The following is an 18,298-nucleotide window of genomic DNA, read 5'->3' as shown; positions in this document are numbered from 1 at the left end:
GACCCGGCGCCGGTAGTGCCTCCGTTATTACCGAACTTCCAAACTCAATCCAGTGCCTTCATGGCGTAGTAGAACCGCTGGAACGCGGTCAGGTGGCCGACGACGGCGAAGACGACCAGCAGCCAGCCGACGGGGTCGAGTCCGAGCCCGGTCGGGCGGACGAACGCCGCGATGCCAGTGACGACGCCGACGAGCGCGAGGCGGTCAGCGCGGCCGAGCAGCCCGCCGTAGACGCGGTCCAGGCCGACTGCCTGTGACTGGGTGCCCAGATAGGAGGTCATCAGGACGCCGGTGACGGCGGCGATGCCCAGCGCCCACTGCCCGACGCCCGCCGCCAGGCCGACGATGATGACGATGTCGGCGTAGCGGTCCAGCACGTGATCGAGCAGGTCGCCGGCCGAGGAGGCGACGTTCAGTTCCCGGGCGAGCGCGCCGTCGACGAGGTCGAGCCAGCCGTTCAGGAAGACCAGCACTGCGCCCGCGAGATACAGCAGCGGCTGGCTGGCGGCGACGGCGTAGACGCCCCCGGCGGCGACGGCGAGCAGGAAGGCGATGACGCTGACGCCGTTGGGTGAGAGGCCCACCGTTCGGGCGGCCCCGACGAACGGGTCCAGGGCGCGGTCGGCCACGTGGCGGAATCTATCGAGTGTCATAGCCAGTCGACGTAGGAGACGGTGCCGGCGCTCGGTTCACGCTCGCCCTCGACGACGGCCGCTATCTCGGCGGCCACTGCCTCCGGGTCGCGGTCGGTCGTATCTATCTCGTAGACGTTCTCGGTCCCGTGGTGGTGGACGGCCTCCGAGAGGACGACGTCGAGGGCCTCGGATTCGGCATTTTCGTAGGCCTTTGAGTCCGAGTCCCCGCGCTCACGGAGCCGGGAAACGACTGTCTCAGGATGGGCTCGCAGGACGACCACTCTGTCGGCGTCGAAGTTGTGCGCGAGATGCGATTCCACTATCGCGTCCTCGCGGCCGTCGAGCCACTCCGCGACCGCGTCCATGTCTGCGACGAGGCTGCCACGCTCCTCGTCGGTGCCCGTCGAGAACCCCTCCGATTTGATGACGTCGTTGAGGTGAATCACGTCGCGGTCGGTCGAAAGCCGCTCCGTCGCCGTGGTCTTGCCCGTCCCAGGGGTCCCGGTGACGGCGACTCTCACTGCCCGACCTCCGCGATAGCGTCGTTGAGGACAGCGACGGCCTGCTCCGTGTCTTCCTCCGTCCCGCAGGTGATTCGGACGCACTCGGGCAGACCAAAGGAGGAGCAGTCACGGACGATGACGCCCTCGGCCTGGGCGGCGTCGGCCACTGCAGCGGCGTCGCCGACCTCGGCGAGCACGAAGTTGCCGGCGCTCTCCCAGGTCGGAGCGTCGAGTTCGTCGTAGATGTACTCGCGGGCCCACGCGGCCGTCTCGACGCTGCGCTCGACGTGGTCGTCGTCGGAAAGCGCCGCGAGACCGGCCCGGCAGGCCAGCTCGCTCGCGGAGAACGGCGTGTTGATGCGGGCGTAGGCGTCGGCCCACGCCTCTGGGACGAGCGCGTAGCCCAGGCGGACGCCAGCCAGCCCGTAGGCCTTCGAGAACGTCCGCAGGAGCGCCACGTCGTCGCGCTCGTCGAGTAGCGGCCGCGCGCTCGGGCTGTCGGTGAACTCACCGTAGGCCTCGTCGACCAGTGTCAGCGTCTCGTCGTCGGTCCGCTCGGCGATTTCACGGACGGCCTCAGTCGTGAACTCCTTGCCTGTGGGGTTGTGCGGGCTGGTCAGGTAGACGATGCGCTCGCCGTCGTAATCTTTCAGCACCGCGTCGGCGGTCTGGGCGAAGTCCTCGGCCTTCGAGAGGGTGTACTCCTCGACCTCGCCGTGGTGGTAGCGAGCGCTCATCGGGTAGTAGGCGAAGCCGGGGTCCGGGACCAGGACTCGCTGTCCCGGGTCCAGCATCGCGCGGGCGAGACAGTCAAGGGCCCCGTCGCCGCCGTTGCCGAGCCACACCTGTTCCGGGTCGGCGTCCCACATCTCGGCGAGGCGCTCGACCAGGTCGGCGTGGGACGCCTTCGGATAGGAGTGCATCCGCTCGGCGGACTCGCGGATGGCCTCGACGGCTCGGGGACTGGGACCGAACATGTTCTCGTTCGACGATAGCTTCACCATCGCGTCGGGGTCCAGACCGAGCTCTCGGGCGACTTCCTCGATACCGCGACCCGCCCGGTAGGCGGTGTGCGCGGAGAGGTCCCGTGGGTTCATATACGGGCCAAGCGGGCCGGGCGGCTTAAACGTGCACATGTGGGCCGACGCGTCGCGTGTGCGCGCTCGTTATCACGAGCGATACCCGTGGCCGAAAGGGTAAGAGAGCTTGTGGTGAGTATCAGGTAGAGAATGCCACTGCTCATCGACGTCAGGAAGCTCTCGCTCATCACTGACCTCATCCAGGACGGTGCCGAGCAGGTGGCCGGGTCGCTAGCCGAACTGGCCGGCGTCGAGGCCAACGTCGACATCAAGAGCCTCTCGTTCGTCCAGCCGGACGATATCGTGATGGAGATGGGGGCGGAGCAGATTCACAGCGCCCGCATCCGGCTCACCGAACCGCCCTATGGTGTCTTCCTGATGACGTTCTCGACGGAGACCGCGGCGGAGATTGCGCGGCTGATGACCGGAACGCCCGTGGACGGCGAGTTCACCCAGCTACAGTCCTCGGCCCTCCAGGAGATGTGTAACATACTGACCTCCGGTTTTATCGACGGCATCGCCGACACCCTGGAGACGACCATCGATATGGGGACGCCGACGGTCGAAGCGGACGACGCTTCGGCCATCGCCGACGCGGCCATGTCACACGTCCGCCGGGACTCCCTGACCATCGTGCTCGATTCGCTGGTCGACATCAAAGAGACGGACGTGGCCTTCTCGCTTCGCATCTTCCTGGTGCCCGACCCCGGCTCTTTCGTCCACCTCATCGACCAGCTTGACCGCGACGTCGAGACCGGCCAGCCGACCAGTGTCGACGCCGCGGACGTGGAAGAGCTGGACATGGACGCCGAGGTGAAGATCTTCGACGAGGCGGGTGAGTGACAGGGCGAACGAATGCATGACGTTGAAGGTGGAGGGAGCTAACCCGGGCGTATGAGTCTCATCGACACCGCGATGTACGTCGTCCACTTCGTCTTCGCCGGGCTGTGGTCCGGCACCGTCCTGTTTACCAGCTACGCCGTTATTCCGGCGGCGCTTGACGGCGACCTCCGAGCGGGGTCGCTTTCGGCGATGACCGGGAAACTGAAGACCGTCTCCAGAGCGAGCTCGCTCCTACTCTTCCTCTCCGGTGGCCACCTCGCCGGGGCGCTGTACACGGTCGAAAGTCTCACTGGCTCCACGCGGGGCTACCTCGTGCTCTCGATGGTCGGCCTGTGGTTCGTGCTGTCCGGACTCGTCGAGGTCGGTGCGTCGAAACTCGCCGACGGGACCGACCAGCAGAAAGTTCGCCAGCCCGCCGCCGACGCCCGCCCGTTCCTGCTGGGCGCGTCGGTGGCCGCACTGCTCTTGCTGGTCGATGCCGGACTCCTCCTGGGGCTCTAGAGCCGCTCGCCGACGTGGTCGGCGCATTTCAGCGCCAGTGCGGCGATAGTCAGAGTCGGATTCATCGACCCCGCCGTCACGAACACCGAGGAAGAGGCGATAGAGAGGTTCGAGAGGTCGTGACTGCGCATCCGCGGGTTCACGACGCTTTCGTCGGGGTCGGTGCCCATCCGGGTCGTCCCCATGTGGTGGTAGGCCGGACCGGAGCCGCTCTCGACGTTCGCAGTCCACTCGATATCGACGCCCAGTTCGTTCAGGACTGTATGCTGGATGTCGTTGGCCCGAGCGATAGAGCGCCGCACGCGGTCGCCCCACGACCACTTGATGTCGGGGACGGGGTTGCCGTGGTCGTCCGTCGTGGTCGTATCGAGCGTGACGCGGTTCTCACGTCGGGGCGGCATGCCGACCAGCCCGCCCATGGCGATGCTGTTGCCGTAGGCCGCCCGGAGCTCGCCCAGCATCGAGTCGCCCCAGTCGTCGCCGTTGAGCGCGATTTCGACCGGCGACGGGCCGGCGTAGTTGAGAAACTCCAGCTTGATAGGCGAGTAGGCCGCGTCGCTCTCGGCGACGAACGTCTCGCCCGTCTCGACGTGTTCGACGGCACCGCCGGGGTCGTCGTAGAACTGGTGGCTCTCGCTGGTGATGAAGCCGACGTGGTTCTGGCGGGTGCGTCTGTCGAGGGTCCCGCCCGAGCCGGCAAAGAGGTGGTCCATGAAGTACCGACCCACCGCGCCCGAGGAGTTCGCGAGCCCGTCGGGGTGGTCCTCGTTCGCCGACAGCAGCAGGAGGCGCGGAATCTCGATACCGCCCGCCGCGAGGACGAACTCCCTGGCTTCCTGGCGGTACTCGTCACCTTCGGGGGTGACGTAGACGGCGGCGCTGACCCGGCCGTCGCCGTCGGTAACGAGGCGCTGGACCGGGACCCGGTCGATGACGGTCGCGCCCGCGGCCTCCGCGTCCTCGATGTGGACCGTCGCGTCGTACTTCGCGCCGGAGGGACAGACCGGCTGGCAGGTGCCGTAGCCCACACACTGGCTCCGGCCGTCGTAGGACTCGGAGTTGCGGGCGTTCGGGACCGAGTGCATCGCGATACCCAGGTTCGAACAGGCCTCTTCGAACAGCGAGTCGCTGTAGGACGGCTTGAAGCCCGGCATCGGCCATGTCGGGTCCTCCCGCGGGGGCGCGAAGGGGTTGTCGCCGGTCCCTGCGACGCCCAGCGCCGTCTCGGCCTCGGCGTAGTAGGGCCGCAGGTCGTCGTAATCGATCGGCCAGGCCGGGTCGTCGTTGTCGTGGCTGCCATCGAAGTCGTTGGGATGCATCCGCATCACCATCCCCTGCCAGTGGAGCGTCGACCCGCCGACGCCTTTCACGCGGGCGACGTTCAGCGGGTAGGTGCGCTCACCGGTGTTAGACCAGTCGTCGCGCTCGCCGCCCATCTCCCAGATGTCACCGGGCTCGCCGGGTCGAATCGACCGCTCCATCTGCCCCTGGCGTTCGTCGAAGTCGAAGCGACGGCCGGCCTCGAGTATCGTCACGTCGTAGCCGTCGCTCGCAAGCTGGTTCGCGACGAGGGCGCCCGCCGGGCCCGCACCGACGATACAGACGTCCGCCCGGTCGGTTGGCGCTCGTTGCATCGCGTACCGATTAGGCAAACCTAAACTTAGGCGTTGCCATCGAAAGGCGATAGTTGCCGCCGCTGATTTCGGGAATTACGGCATCTTGACGCTGTGTTCGAGTGTGCCGATACCCTCGATCTCGACCTCCACCTGGTCGCCGTCTTCCAGCGGGCCGACGCCCGCCGGCGTCCCGGTGGCGATGACGTCGCCGGGTTCGAGGGTCATATACTCGGTTATCTCGGCGATGAGTTCTTCGACGGGGAAGATGAGATTATCACGCGAAGAGGACTGCTTCGTCTCGCCGTTGACCCGACACTCTATCGTGGCGTCCTCGGGGACGTGTTCCGGGGTCGCGACCATCGGACCGATGGGACAGGCGTTGTCGAAGGCCTTGCCGCGGACCCAGTTTTGCTCCCTGTTCTGGTCGTCCCGGTTCGAGATGTCGTTGACGCAGGTATAGCCCGCGACGACGTCCAACGCGTCGGCCTCGGAGACGTTCTTGCACTGCTCTCCGATGACGACCCCCAGCTCGGCCTCGTAGTCGATGCGTTCTTTCCCGGCGGGCATGGTCAGCTTGTTCCCGTGGGAGGCGACGGCGTTCGGTCCCTTGAGGAACAGCATCGGCCGCTCCGGAATATCGCTCCCCATCTCCTCGGCGTGGTCGGCGTAGTTGCGCCCCAGACAGACTATCTTCGTCGGCTCACACGGTGGGAGGATATCTACCTCCCCGGGGTCGTAGCTCTCGTCCCCGAACGCGATGCGGCCGTAGGGCCCGGCGGCCGCAGTGACCACGGGCTCCCCGTCTTCGATGGCCCAGCGGCCGCCGCGGACGTTCCCGGCGGAGTCGCGAAATCGGACGCGTTTCATGTTTCTGGCGACTCGGCGGCAACGGATAAGCGTTTAGGAGCGATGTAGTTGCCAGCCCGCACGGGATTCGACAGGAGTCTAACAGCGACTCGGCGTCTGTACCATTCGCTGCCGGCTCGGGCGCCCTGGACGGCAGTGTTCGGGCGATCGACTAAGAGTGTGAATAGCCAGAAAGCCCCGGCTGGCTCCGGTCGGGGGCCTCGCTGTCGTCCGAGAGAAGGCAGCTCTCTCGTGATCACGAAAGGCGCAAAGCGCCTTTCGGACGACAGCGAGTCGCGGGAGCTGAGAGGACGGGGGCTTTCTGGCTGTTCAACCCTTGATTTCGGTTGACCACCCGAGGCTCTGCGGACCGACCGAACCGCTTTTGAGAGGCCACGGGCTACGCTCGCGACATGAACGTCCTCGTCGTCGGTGCCGGGTCGATGGGGCAGTGGTTCGCCCGGACGCTACGGGACCACGCCGACGCAGCCGTCGCCTTCACCGACACGGACAGCGACGCCGCCCACCGCGCCGCCGACCGTGTCGGCGGGCGAGCCGTCCCCACCGACACCGGGGAGCGGTTCGACGTGGTCTGTCTCGCCGTGCCGATGCCGGTCGCCCGCGTGGCCATCGACGAGTACGCACCACTGGCGTCCGAGGCCGTCGTCGACGTGACCGGGAGCATGACCGACCCGCTCGCGGCGATGGCCGAGACGGTCCCGGACCGGCAGCGTGCGAGCCTCCACCCGCTCTTTGCCCCGGCGAACGCGCCGGGGAGTATCGCCGTGGTCGCGCCCGCTCGCGGCGACGCCGTCGACGCCGTGCTTGACGCGCTCGTCGCCGGCGGCAACGACACCTTCGAGACGACGTCCGCGGAACACGACAGCGCGATGGAGTCGGTCCAGGCGGCGGCCCACGCCGCCGTGCTGGCCTACGCGATTGCAAGCGACGACGTCCCAGAGCGTTTCCACACGCCCGTCTCCGCGGGCCTCCAGTCACTCGTCGACCAGGTGCTGGGCGGCGAAGCGCACGTCTACGCCGATATCCAGCACGCCTTCGACGGTGCCGACGCCGTCGCCGACGCGGCCCGTGAGCTGGCCGAGGCAGACCACGACACCTTCGTCGAGCTGTACGACGAGCTATCATGAACCCCGAAACACGACAGCAGATACGAGAAAACGCCCAGTACCTCCGTTCGGTCCGCCCGCTCGACCCAGAGGAGATATTCGAGTACGTCGAGGGCCAGCCCCACCCCGCCGTCGTCCGGCAAGTGCTCCGCGAGGAGGCCGTCGACCTCGCCCTCGTCGAACAGGAGGACGGCACGTTCGTCCCGGCCCCCGAGGGGCCGCTCTCGGTGTCGGTCCACGGCGTCGAGCGGTTTCCGCCAGAACACGCCGAGCGTGTCGAGGCGCTCCTGACCGAGGCCTACGGTGAGGAGTGGGCCGAGGGGGCGAGTGGCGACCGACTCCGCGAGCGGGTGCGGGACATCAAGGAGCGGTATCTCCACCGCGAGGCCGTCGAGTACGACGCCCTGTCGGCCCACGGCTATGCCGTCTACCACCTGCCCGACTACTACGCCGTCGCCACGTACGCGCTGGCCGAACTGGCCGCCGATAGCCTGCTCCCCTCGCAGTTGCGCGTTCTCGATGTGGGCGCGGGCGTCGGTGGGCCCGCGCTGGCCCTTTCCGACCTGGTCGAGGCGGCCGGCGGCCTGCTGGATTACCACGCCGTCGAGCCCAGCGCGGCCGCCGACGTGCTGGAAGCCGTCCTCGGTCCGGCCGATGGGAGCCGTGACGTCACGGTCCACCGCGAGACTGCGGAGGCGTTCGACCTCGACAGCGCGGTCGCCGACGGTGGTCCGTTCGACCTGATTCTGTTCAGCAACGTGCTGAACGAACTCGACGAGCCCGCGGCCGTTCTCGACCGGTATCTCGGCGGGCTGGCCGAAGACGGCACCGTCCTGGCGCTGGAGCCAGCGGACAGAAACACCGCCACCGGCCTGCGCGGGATAGAGCGGGCCGTCGCCGACGACGGGCCCGCGACGGTGTACGCACCGACCGTCCGGCTCTGGCCCCACCACTCTCCCGAGAGCGAGTCGTGGTCCTTCGATGTGAAGCGCGATATCGAGGTGCCAGCGATGCAGAAGCGCCTCGACGACCCGGCCGGTGGCCGTGGCGAGTTCGTCAACGTTGACGTGCAGTACGCCTACAGCGTCCTGCGGCTGGACGGCGAGCGTGCTATCGACATCACACCCGACCGCTCCAGCCACGCGCCGATGGCCGACGCCGAGAACTACGTCACCGACCGGGTGAACCTCCTCGCAATCAAACTCAGCCACGACCTCTCCGAGGAAGAGTCCAACCCGCTCTACCTCCTGGGCGATGGCAGCCAGCAGACCGACCACTTCGCCGTCGTCACCGACGAATCGCTGCTGAACGACGATCTGCGCACTGCGGCGTACGGCGACCTGCTCTCGATTCAGAACGCGCTCGTCCTCTGGAACGACGACGAGGAAGCCTACAACGTCGTGGTCGACGGCGAGACGACGGTCGACCGGGCGCGATAGAGCACCGGCAGAATAGCGTCGGGACCAGCAGCGACATCTACCGGAAACTCGAGTCACGGCTGTCGCACCCGTGAAGACCGGGTCTATTCGACTCCAGGCCGGTGCGTATCACTCGATTCCGGGCCACCGTTTTTATAACCATATGCGAATGTATGGTGTATGGATAGGCGCCGGTTTTTGACGACGCTCGGTGCGACCGGGGCCGTATATACGGCTGGTTGCTCCGGCGGGTCCGAAACCCGAACAGCGGTCCGTTCGAGCACAGAGTCTGCACAGACAGACGGCCGAGACGAAGGGGGGCCCGATTCCCCGAACGGAACCGCTGGCCGACCGTCCGTACGGGTCGGCGAGGAGGGATTCGAACGCCGCACCGACAGCGGCTACGAACCAATGACCGTCCGTGGGCTCAACATCGGGATGGCCAAACCCGGCTACTTCCCCGGCTCGGCGGCGATTACCCGCGAGGAGTACGACCGCTGGCTCGAGGATATCGGCGCTATCGCCAACGTGATTCGGACGTACACGATCCATCCACCGGCGTTCTACCGGGCCCTGTCGGCGTACAACGCCGCTGCCGACAGCCCGCTGTACCTGTTGCAGGGCACGTGGGTCCCACACGATCCGCTGGTCCGGGCGGCCGATGCGACTGGCGTCTCCGACGCGGTCGATCGGGAGCTACGGCGGACAGTCGACGTCGTCCACGGGTCGACGACGCTTCCTGAACGGGCGGGGCACGCGGACGGCGTCTACGACGCAGACGTCCACGACGCGCTGCTTGGCTATCTGTTCGGCATCGAGTGGCCCCCCAGTGTCGTAGCCCAGACCAATCGGCGGCTCGGCGAGGGCAGCTATGCGGGGTCGTACGTCGAGAGCGACGGCACCGCGTTCGAACGGTGGCTCGCGGCGCGACTCGAGACGGTTGCCGCCCACGGGAGCACGACCTACGGCACGCAGGCACCAGTGGGATTCGTGAACTGGGTCACGACTGACCCGCTGGAGCATCCGTACGAACCGTTCGCGGGCGAGGACGCAGTCGCTGTCGACCCCGACGAGGTCGCGACGACGGACGCGTTTGCTCCCGGCGCGTTCGCGGCGTATCACGTCTACCCGTACTACCCTGACCTGCTCAACGAGACGCCGGCGTACGTGAACTATGTCGACCACCGCGGCGAGCACAACAGCTACGCCGGCTACCTCGACGACCTCGCGGACGAGACCGACCTCCCGCTGCTTGTCGCGGAGTTCGGGGTGCCGAGTTCGCGGGGCATCGCACACCGCGACGTCGACGGCCGCGACCAGGGCCGCCACTCCGAGCGGGCACAGGGCGAGATGGTCGCGGCGATGTACGAGGATATCGTCGAAGCGGAGACCGCGGGTGGTATCGCGTTCACATGGCAAGACGAGTGGTTCAAGCGGACGTGGAACCTCGACGCTCGTTCCGTCCCCCATCGACGTCCCTACTGGTCGAACATCGAGACACCGGAACAGCAGTTCGGCCTCCTGGCGTTCGACCCCGACGGGTCCGTTTCGCTGTCGGGGAGGGCCTCGGAGTGGCGCGACGCGGCCCGCATCGAGCCGACGACTCGGACAGAGGTAGCGTCCGTCAGGCGGCTCGACGAGGTGCGTGTCTCCCACAGCGCGGAGGGACTCGCGTTACGAGTGACCCTCGGCACGATGTCGGCACCCGTGGAGTGGGACCGTGTCGGCGTCTTGCTCACCGTCGGGCTGCGCGGAGTCGAGACCGGTCTCCCATGTAACACCGAAGCGACAGCACTCGCAGACTTCGTTGTCAACCTCCGTGGCCCGGGAGATTCGCGGTTGCTGGTCCACTCCTCGTACGACGCCTTCGCCCGAGAGTTCGGCTCCGAAGCCGGACTCGCCCTGGACGACTACCGCGACGGGAGCGCGGGCTACGTCCCGGTCAGGGAACCGATAAACCGCGGGTATACGGTCCCACCGACGGGGAAACGGGTGCCCTTCGAGGCCGTCGAGACGGGACAACTAACGTACGGGAACGGCGACCCATCGGACCCTGCCTACGACTCGCTCACCGACGTCCACGTCGACGAGTCGGACCGAACGATCGAACTCAGACTCCCGTGGGTGCTCCTCAACGTCGCCGACCCGTCGACGAAACAACGGATAGCGTCGGCCTGGGCGGACGGACTCGACACCGTCTCCTTCGATACCGTGACGGTCGGCGCGGCGACGTATCGACCCGACGGAACGGGAGCGGCCCGGGCCGTCGACGGTGCGACGAACCTCACGCATTCGGCCCCCGGCCAGTCCGACGATAGGCTGGCAACGAGCGAGTACGGCTGGGAGACGTGGTCCCAGCCAGAATACTCCGAGCGGCGCAAACAGTCTTACGAGGTGCTCAGAAAGTCCTGGACACGATGAGGCTAGCCGTTCGCCGGTGTAGCAAGCGCGCTGGTTCGCCCACGTGACACCTGCTACCAGTCAGTGGCTTTTTGCTACCAAGGACCACAGACGGCGTATGGACGAGCCGACCATCCTGCTGACGAACGACGACGGTATCGAGGCCGCGGGACTCCGGGCGGTGTACGAGGGACTCTCGGAGGTCGGCGACGTAGTGGCGGTCGCCCCGGCCGACGACCAGAGCGCCGTCGGCCGCAAACTCTCCCACGAGGTCGAGGTCTGGGGCCACGAGATGGGCTACGCGGTGGATGGCACCCCCTCGGACTGCGTCGTGGCGGGCCTGGAGTCGCTGGTGCCCGAGACCGACCTCGTGGTGGCGGGCTGTAACCGCGGGGCCAACCTCGGCGCGTACGTGCTCGGGCGGTCCGGAACCGTCAGCGCCGCCGTCGAGGCGACCTTCTTCGACGTGCCGGCGATGGCCGTCTCGATGTATATCCCCGTGCGTGAGGACACCGACTTCACGGCGATAGACGACGGCGACTTGCGGTACGACGAGGCGGTCCGGGCGACACGGTATCTGGCCCACCACGGGCTCGAAGCCGGCGTCTTCGACCAGTGTGACTACCTCAACGTCAACGCACCCGTCGCCGACTGGGGGCCGGCACCGCTTGAAGTCACGCGCCCCTCGCTGGAGTACGAGATGACGGCCGAGCGCAACGGTGACTCGGTCACCCTCCACGATCGTATCTGGGAACAGATGGCGAGCGGCGACATCCCGGACCCGGAGGGGACCGACCGCCGGGCCGTCGTCGATGGGGCTGTCAGCGTCTCCCCGCTGACGGCCCCCCACACGACCGAACACCACGAGGCCCTCGACGAACTGGCAGACGACTACGACCCCACGGACTGATTCAACCGTCCGCCACGACCCACTGGATTGATAGGCCTCGGTAAAGCAGGAACAGAGGATGGCCACGGTTTCGAAGGAGCGAGCCGGGTACGGTCGGCTGCTGCTCGGGGTGGGATTGGCAGTCGTTTTGCTCGGGGGGCTGTTCCTCACGCTCGACGTGCACGCGATTCTCGGTGCCCTCTCGGACGCCGATATCGGGCTGGTGGCGCTGGCGGCGGTGCTCTCCCTGCTGGCCCAGCTGTGCTGGAGCCTGACGACGACGACGATTCTGGAGGGTGTCGACGGGTCGCTGCCGCGGCGGCGCATCCAGCTTGGCTACCTCTCGGGGACGTTCGGGAAACAGGTGCTACCGTTTGGCAACGCCGGTGGGTCGGCGATACTGGCCTACGTCATCGCCGAGGACCTCGACCGTCGGTTCCGGGACGTCTTCGCCGCGGTCACCGCGAGCGAACTGCTGGTGTTCGTGGGGTCGGTCGGCGTCGCGATGATAGGGCTCGTCTCTTTGCTCGTCAGTCCGTACGCCGGGCTGTCGAAACCGCTCATCCTCGCGGTACTGACCGTCAGCGTCCTCACGCTCGCCGTCGGTGGCGCCCTCCTCGCCTATCGGATTCACGTGGTCGGGACCGTCGTCGAGCGTGTGGCGTGGCTCCTCAGGGCGACCATCGGACGCATCTCGGTCCGTGTGAACCGCTCACTCGCCCCTCACCGCGTCCGCTCGGGGACCGACTCGTTCCTGACGGCGTTTGGCACGGCGACGGGGGAGACCCGCCGACTCGTCGTCGCAGCGACGGTGGCGGTGCTTGGCTGGCTCGCCTTCTCCATGGCACTGTACGTGGGCTTGCTGGCGGTCGGCGCGCCGATACCGCTCGGGTTCGCGCTGTTTCTGACACCGGCCGCCGGAGTGGTGACGCTGCTGCCGACTCCCGGCGGGCTGGGCAGCACCGAGATCGGGCTGACTGCTGCCATCACGGTGGTCGTCACCTCGCCGCCGGCCGTCGTGGCCGCTGGCGTCATCGTCTTCCGGCTCGTGACCTACTGGCTGGTGGTCGCCGCCGGCGGGCTGGCCTCGCTGTATCTCTCGGCGACCGTCTGGCACGCACTGGACTGAACGGGGATGGGCACGGAACCACGAGACGGCGGCAAATATCACGAAAGAATATAATCCGTGGCGCGTCTCGGGTACCGTATGCACGAGACCGTCGTCGAGATGTTGGCGCGAAACACCGAGCACGCGGAGAAACCCGATGCGCGCTTCGACGACATCCAGAACACCCAGTTCCCGGACGCGGTCACTATCTGTTGTTCCGACTCGCGGGTCCTGCAGGACGACATGTGGGGCAACGACGTGCCCGGCGAGATTTTCACCGTCGGTAACATCGGCAACCGGGTCACACAGCCCACGAGTATGGGCCATCTCGTCTCCGGAGACGTGATGTTCCCGCTGTGGAACACCGACACCAAAGTCGCCGTCGTCGTCGGCCACACCGGCTGTGGCGCCGTCACGACGGCGTTCCAGTATCTCACCGAGGACGTCATCCAGCCCCGCGGGGTGAAATACTGCCTGGAACAGCTCAAACCACATCTCAAGGAGGCACTGGACGTCCTGCCCGAAGATGAGCTCTCCGACGTGGCCGCCATCAACCACCTCGTCGAGTACAACGTCGACCACCAGGTCAGCCGTCTCGTCGAGAGCGAGGACGTGCCCGAGGACGTGACCGTCGTCGGTGCCGTCTACGACTTCCAGGACGTCTATTCGGACCAGCGCGGGAAGGTCCACGTCATCAACGTCGACGGGGAGACCGACGTGGCGACGCTGCAGGACGAGAACCCCGACATCGCCGACCGCATCGGTCGCCTCTGGGAGTACGGCCGGACCCTCACCGCGGAACAAACTTGAGGGCGGCGACCCGATGGTCGGTATGAAAATCCGTGGGGACCGCGAGTGTAAGTCCTGTGGGACCCGGTGGTCCTACTACGACAGCGGGAGCGTCGCCTGTCCGGAGTGTGGGAGCGTCCACAGCGTCGGCGTCGACGACCCGACCGAACACACCGACAGCCCGGTCGAACTCGACCTGACGCCGCTTCGAAACAAGGTAGACGAGGTGACGACCGACGAACTCGCCCGGGAAGCCGCCGAGGCCTGCCGGACGTACACCCGGAAACGAGGATTCATCGACACCGGCAGGCTGAAACCGCTCGACGAGACCTTCGTCGCCGCCGTCGAACTGGGTGCGGTCGCCGCTGCGTTCGCCCGGCGGGCCCGCCCGAGCGACGCCGCGGAGCTGTACGTCTTGGACCTCCTCGGCGGCGCGGACCGTGGCGAGCGGCCCGGCCACGAGGCCGTCCCCGACGCGTTCCGCGCGGCGTTCGGGCTGGCGATGGCCGACGCCGTCGACAGCTACCAGCGCGACGTCCGGAGTTACCTCGACGACAACCCGGACGAGCACGCACGGCGGCTCTCGGGGCGGATTCGGGACCACCGAAAACGAATCGAGGCCCTGGACGGCGACGTCGACCCCGCCGACGCGAACCGGCTGATGCACGCCGCCCGCGACCTCGGGCGGTATATCAACGGCGACGAGAACGCTGCGGTCACCGCGGACAACTGGCTTTCCGGGCTGGACGGGGACGTGCTCTAGTCCCGCCGGTCGTCCGTTGCCTGCCCCTGTTCGAGGTCGGCGGTGGTCTGTTCGGTGGCCGCTCTGGCGGCCTCGGTCTCGACCGGGGTCGCGCCGCCGCGGTCGGAGTAGTTCGTCCGCCCCTCGCTGTCCCGGGGCATCTGTGCAAGAATCATCTGCCGGACCGATTCGTCGGAGTCGAAGGTGTCGTCGATGTATCCGAGCAGTTCCTCGACGGAAACCGGCTCCGCGTTCGTCCGCTCGACTTCGCGGTCGCCGTGCTGGTCGACGAGTTCCGCGGTCGTGATCGGATACGAGATATCTTCGAGGACCGGATTGATGCCTGTAAAGTCCACACCTTCGACGTGTTCGGGGTCGTCCATGGCGGCGGTACGGCGACCCGCCTCGCCAGTCTAGGGCTTGCGAGCGAAAGGGCGTTTCTCCGGCTCAGGGCAGGTCCACGTCGACGTCGTGTTGCAGGCCAGTGGCTTTCACCGTGTTGTACAGCAACATCGCGCGGGTCATCGGGCCGACGCCGCCGGGAACGGGGGTGATAGCGTCGGCTTTCGCCTCGGCGGTCTCGAAGTCGACGTCGCCGACCAGCTCGTACCCCTTCTCCGTGTCCGCGTCCACGCGGTTGATACCGACGTCGATGACCGTCGCGCCCTCGCCTATCATCTCGCCGTCTATCATCTCCGGGACGCCGGCGGCGGCCACGAGGATGTCCGCGTTCCGGGTCTTCTCGGCGAGGTCCTCGGTCCGGGAGTGACACACCGTCGTCGTCGCGTTACCACCAGGTGCCTTCTGGATGAGGAGGTTCGCCATCGGCTTGCCGACGATGTCCGAGCGGCCGACCACGACCGCCTCCTTCCCTTCGGTGTCGACGCCGGCGGACTCGATGAGCTTCTGGATACCGTGGGGGGTGCAGGGCTTGTACCGGGCGTCGCCGGCCACGAGGCGGCCGACGTTCTCCGGGTGGAAGCCGTCCACGTCCTTCCGGGGGTCGATAGCGCGCAGCACCTGCCGGTCGGAGACGTGGTCCGGGACGGGCATCTGGACGAGGATGCCGTTGACCTCGTCGTCGTCGTTCAGGTCGGAGACCGTATCGTACAGCTCTGTGGCGTCGGCCTCGGGGTCGATTTCGATGTCCAGCGCCTCGATACCGACCTCTTCGCAGTCGGACTGTTTCATCGAGACGTAGGTCTCGCTGGCGGGGTCGTCGCTCATCAGCACGGTCGCCAGTGTCGGGGTGTGGCCCGCGTCGGCCAGCTGGTCGATGGCCGTCGCGAGGTCGTCCCGAATCGACTGGGCGACGGCGTTGCCGTCGATAATCTCGGTCATACCAGACTGGGGACGCTCCCGGGGCAAAAGGGTCACTATCCGCTCTGGGGGGGTCTTGTGACCCCGGCCGCAGTGGCCATGAGTCAACGAGACAGCAAAAGAGTACAAGTGGATAGCCACTCGACGTGAACTACCAGCAATGGTCGCCGAAGCCTGGACAGTCGCCGCGATACAGGCTTTCGGCGGCCTGGTTTCGCTGTCTTTCCTGCGGCTGGCCTTGTCCAACCGACAGCAACCGGCGAGTCGGAGTTTCGCCGCCTTCGTCGTCGCCATCGCCCTCTGGTCGTTCGCACTGGCGGCGACGAACCTCACAGCCGGACCGAGACTCTCACTTGCCGCCTACAACGTCGCCATTCTCGGTGCGGAACTCGCTGCGGCGACGTGGCTCCTGCTCGCGATGACCGTCTCGACGTGGGTGACGGTGCGTCGCTGGACTGTCGCCGGTCTCGGCGGCTGGATACTCCTGATGCAGGCGCTGTTGTGGACGAACCCGTGGCACTATCTCTTCTTGGCCCCCGAGACCGGACTGGCTGGCACTGTCGTCCTCCCGGTGTACGCGACCGGCTTCTGGATTCACGCGCTCGTGGGGAACGCCATCGTGCTGTCGGGCCTGGGCATCCTCGTCTTCGAGGCGCTCACCACGACGGGGCTGCGACGACGCCAGGCCGCCCTCCTCGCTCTCGCAGTCGTTCCCCTGCTCGTCATGAACGCACTCGCGGTGAGCGACGCACTGCTGGCCCCGTACGATTTCACCCCGCTGGGATTTCTCGTGACCGCGTTCGTCTTCCTCGTGGTGCTGTTCAGGGGACGGCTCCTCGATATCGCGCCCATCGCCCGTCGGACCGCGATGGGGGAGATGCACGACGCCGTCGTCACCCTCGACGAGCGCGACCGCGTGGTCGACTGTAACCGGACCGCCCGTGAGCTGTTCGACCAGCCGAACGACTACGTCGGACTGCCTGCAGCGTCGTTTTTCGGTCGTATCGCCGAGGATATCTGCTCGCAGTTCGAGGCGGGCCCGACGGTGGAGACGACAGTGGACGGCCGGATAAACGGCACTCAGTACTACTTTTCCATGTCGTCGGTCCCCATCGAGGGCATCTCCGAGCGGGGTCGCGTGGTCGTGTTACACGACATAACCGACGAGAAGCAGCGGGAACTGGAACTGGAACGCAAGAACGAGCGGCTCAATCAGTTCGCGGGCGTGGTCTCGCACGACCTGCGGAACCCGCTGATGGTCGTCACCTCGCATCTCGAACTCGCCCGAGACGACGTTCCTGCGGACCACGCCGACCCGATGGCCGAGAACCTCGAACGGATGGAGACGATGATAGACGACCTGCTGGCGATGGCACGGGCGGGACAGACCGTCGAAGAGACGGAGCCAGTCCTGCTCCGCGGGGCGGCCGAGGAAGCCTGGAGCCACCTCAAGACGCCCGGAGCGACCTTCGAGAACGCTTTCGCCGAGGAGACAGTCGTCGAGGCCGAACGGAATCGGCTCCTCCACGTCTTCGAGAACCTCTATCGGAACGCGTTTGAGCACAACGACGCCGCGCTGACCGTCCGTGTCGGCCCGCTGGGCGAGGCGTCTACTGCGGGCGGGGTCGAGGGGTTCTTCGTCGCGGACGATGGCGCCGGGATACCCGAGGCCGAACGCGACGAGGTGTTCGAGCAGGGCTACACGACCGCGACGGACGGGTCCGGCTTCGGGCTCACGTTCGTTCGGGATATCGTCGAAGCCCACGGCTGGGACATCCACGTCCAGGACAGTGTGTCCGGCGGCGCGCGCTTCGAAATTACGGGCCTCGACGCCGCCGAGTGAGGCCAGGAGTCACGGACAGTCGGTCTCGTCGACCGCCCGCCGGTCGCTCCCCTGGTCGACCGCGTTCACCTCGCCGCCGGGCAATGAGACGGTCAACGCCCGACCGCCGTAGCCGTGGGTCTGGTCGTGGCCCCGAACCACGACACAGGAGACGCGGCCGGGGACTGATATCGTCTCCGAGCGGGTGAACGGCTCGGTGCTATGGGCGTGCAACAGGTCCCGGCGACCCAGCCGCTCGCCCTCGAGAGTCTCGACTTGCCACCAGTCGGCGTAGCCGTCTTCGCCGTCATCGTCGTGGTAGAGCGTCACGTCGAAGCGGTACGCTCCGTCGCCCTGGTCCTCGATAGTCACCTCGGTGACGTTGGCCTCCCGAAGGTCGAGATTCTGTGCGTCGCTCCCGGAGCCGCCGGTTTCGGTCCCCTGCTCGACGCTGAAACTCGAACAGCCGGCAAGCGCCGAGAGCAGGACCGCCCCGCCACCGAGCACAGCTCTCCGTGTCGCCCTGTCCATACGCTTCGTTCTCAGCCCGGAAACAAAAATCACCGGCGGGTGTGTGCCGTCGCTGTCCTGCGGTTCGGTTAAAAACGGCCGTCACCTGCAAGCACCAGGCTCTAACAGAATGACTGATACAACTTGATT

At 66.9% G+C, this 18,298-nt stretch carries 18 protein-coding genes; 10 read left to right on the top strand and 8 right to left on the bottom strand.

Annotated features, from left to right (window positions below):
• Positions 1-44: 44 nt before the first annotated feature.
• From EGD98_RS06735 to hisC, 3 genes are read right to left on the bottom strand one after another with little or no spacing between them, the layout of a single operon-like run.
• Positions 45-653: a CDP-alcohol phosphatidyltransferase family protein gene (locus EGD98_RS06735; protein WP_220587575.1), complete on the bottom strand. Its 609-nt coding sequence runs from the start codon at positions 651-653 to the stop codon at positions 45-47.
• A complete protein-coding gene (locus EGD98_RS06730) occupies positions 650-1,156 on the bottom strand; it encodes an adenylate kinase family protein (protein WP_220587574.1) in 507 nt (168 codons plus the stop codon). The genes EGD98_RS06735 and EGD98_RS06730 overlap by 4 nt, the downstream gene beginning before the upstream one ends.
• The gene (hisC, locus tag EGD98_RS06725; RefSeq protein ID WP_220587573.1) at positions 1,153-2,235 is read right to left on the bottom strand and encodes a histidinol-phosphate transaminase; all 1,083 of its coding nucleotides are present in this window, start codon (positions 2,233-2,235) and stop codon (positions 1,153-1,155) included. Before hisC ends, EGD98_RS06730 begins: the two co-directional genes overlap by 4 nt.
• Before the next feature lie 132 nt (positions 2,236-2,367).
• On the opposite strand from hisC, the gene EGD98_RS06720 reads away from it, so the two are divergent.
• Complete coding sequence (locus EGD98_RS06720; RefSeq protein ID WP_220587572.1) at positions 2,368-3,060, top strand: chemotaxis protein CheC; 693 nt, start codon at positions 2,368-2,370, stop codon at positions 3,058-3,060.
• A 51-nt stretch (positions 3,061-3,111) separates the two neighbouring features.
• The gene (locus EGD98_RS06715; protein WP_220587571.1) at positions 3,112-3,561 is read left to right on the top strand and encodes a transporter; all 450 of its coding nucleotides are present in this window, start codon (positions 3,112-3,114) and stop codon (positions 3,559-3,561) included.
• Here EGD98_RS06715 and EGD98_RS06710 read toward each other — a convergent pair.
• Both EGD98_RS06710 and EGD98_RS06705 read right to left on the bottom strand, forming a co-directional pair.
• Positions 3,558-5,195 carry a GMC family oxidoreductase gene (locus tag EGD98_RS06710; RefSeq protein WP_220587570.1) on the bottom strand — a complete coding sequence of 546 codons (1,638 nt, stop codon included), beginning with the start codon at positions 5,193-5,195 and terminating at the stop codon, positions 3,558-3,560. The genes EGD98_RS06715 and EGD98_RS06710 overlap by 4 nt on opposite strands.
• A 75-nt stretch (positions 5,196-5,270) precedes the next feature.
• Positions 5,271-6,044 (bottom strand): fumarylacetoacetate hydrolase family protein, encoded by a 774-nt coding sequence (locus tag EGD98_RS06705; protein ID WP_220587569.1) that lies wholly within the window; start codon positions 6,042-6,044, stop codon positions 5,271-5,273.
• A gap of 392 nt (positions 6,045-6,436) precedes the next feature.
• On the opposite strand from EGD98_RS06705, the gene EGD98_RS06700 reads away from it, so the two are divergent.
• The 7 genes from EGD98_RS06700 to EGD98_RS06670 all read left to right on the top strand — a co-directional run bounded on the left by EGD98_RS06700 (position 6,437) and on the right by EGD98_RS06670 (position 14,517).
• Positions 6,437-7,171 (top strand): prephenate dehydrogenase/arogenate dehydrogenase family protein, encoded by a 735-nt coding sequence (locus EGD98_RS06700; protein ID WP_220587568.1) that lies wholly within the window; start codon positions 6,437-6,439, stop codon positions 7,169-7,171.
• Positions 7,168-8,589: a small ribosomal subunit Rsm22 family protein gene (locus tag EGD98_RS06695; RefSeq protein WP_220587567.1), complete on the top strand. Its 1,422-nt coding sequence runs from the start codon at positions 7,168-7,170 to the stop codon at positions 8,587-8,589. Before EGD98_RS06700 ends, EGD98_RS06695 begins: the two co-directional genes overlap by 4 nt.
• A gap of 390 nt (positions 8,590-8,979) precedes the next feature.
• A complete protein-coding gene (locus EGD98_RS06690; protein WP_236039234.1) occupies positions 8,980-10,989 on the top strand; it encodes a hypothetical protein in 2,010 nt (669 codons plus the stop codon).
• Positions 10,990-11,086: 97 nt separating this feature from the next.
• Positions 11,087-11,878, top strand: a complete 792-nt coding sequence (surE, locus tag EGD98_RS06685) for a 5'/3'-nucleotidase SurE (protein WP_220587566.1) — start codon at positions 11,087-11,089, stop codon at positions 11,876-11,878.
• A gap of 58 nt (positions 11,879-11,936) precedes the next feature.
• A complete protein-coding gene (locus EGD98_RS06680; protein ID WP_220587565.1) occupies positions 11,937-12,986 on the top strand; it encodes a flippase-like domain-containing protein in 1,050 nt (349 codons plus the stop codon).
• A 78-nt stretch (positions 12,987-13,064) separates the two neighbouring features.
• Positions 13,065-13,775, top strand: a complete 711-nt coding sequence (locus tag EGD98_RS06675) for a carbonic anhydrase (RefSeq protein WP_220587564.1) — start codon at positions 13,065-13,067, stop codon at positions 13,773-13,775.
• 22 nt (positions 13,776-13,797) lie between these two features.
• On the top strand, positions 13,798-14,517 hold the full coding sequence (locus EGD98_RS06670; RefSeq protein WP_220587563.1) for a DUF7117 family protein: 720 nt from the start codon (positions 13,798-13,800) through the stop codon (positions 14,515-14,517).
• On the opposite strand, the gene EGD98_RS06665 is transcribed toward EGD98_RS06670, so the two are convergent.
• Both EGD98_RS06665 and EGD98_RS06660 read right to left on the bottom strand, forming a co-directional pair.
• On the bottom strand, positions 14,514-14,879 hold the full coding sequence (locus EGD98_RS06665; RefSeq protein ID WP_220587562.1) for a DUF5789 family protein: 366 nt from the start codon (positions 14,877-14,879) through the stop codon (positions 14,514-14,516). The two genes, EGD98_RS06670 and EGD98_RS06665, sit on opposite strands and share 4 nt — an antisense overlap.
• A gap of 64 nt (positions 14,880-14,943) precedes the next feature.
• Positions 14,944-15,837 carry a bifunctional methylenetetrahydrofolate dehydrogenase/methenyltetrahydrofolate cyclohydrolase gene (locus EGD98_RS06660; RefSeq protein WP_220587561.1) on the bottom strand — a complete coding sequence of 298 codons (894 nt, stop codon included), beginning with the start codon at positions 15,835-15,837 and terminating at the stop codon, positions 14,944-14,946.
• A 139-nt stretch (positions 15,838-15,976) separates the two neighbouring features.
• On the opposite strand from EGD98_RS06660, the gene EGD98_RS06655 reads away from it, so the two are divergent.
• Positions 15,977-17,659 (top strand): sensor histidine kinase, encoded by a 1,683-nt coding sequence (locus EGD98_RS06655; RefSeq protein WP_220587560.1) that lies wholly within the window; start codon positions 15,977-15,979, stop codon positions 17,657-17,659.
• Between the two features lie 9 nt (positions 17,660-17,668).
• Here EGD98_RS06655 and EGD98_RS06650 read toward each other — a convergent pair whose 3' ends face one another.
• Complete coding sequence (locus EGD98_RS06650) at positions 17,669-18,169, bottom strand: hypothetical protein (protein ID WP_220587559.1); 501 nt, start codon at positions 18,167-18,169, stop codon at positions 17,669-17,671.
• Positions 18,170-18,298: the final 129 nt, after the last annotated feature.

This window comes from Haloarcula salinisoli, assembly GCF_019599405.1.
Taxonomy (GTDB): Archaea; Halobacteriota; Halobacteria; order Halobacteriales; family Haloarculaceae; genus Haloarcula; species Haloarcula salinisoli.
The sequence above is the reverse complement of the archived record's forward strand: the minus strand, read 5'-3'. Positions and strand labels throughout refer to the sequence as shown.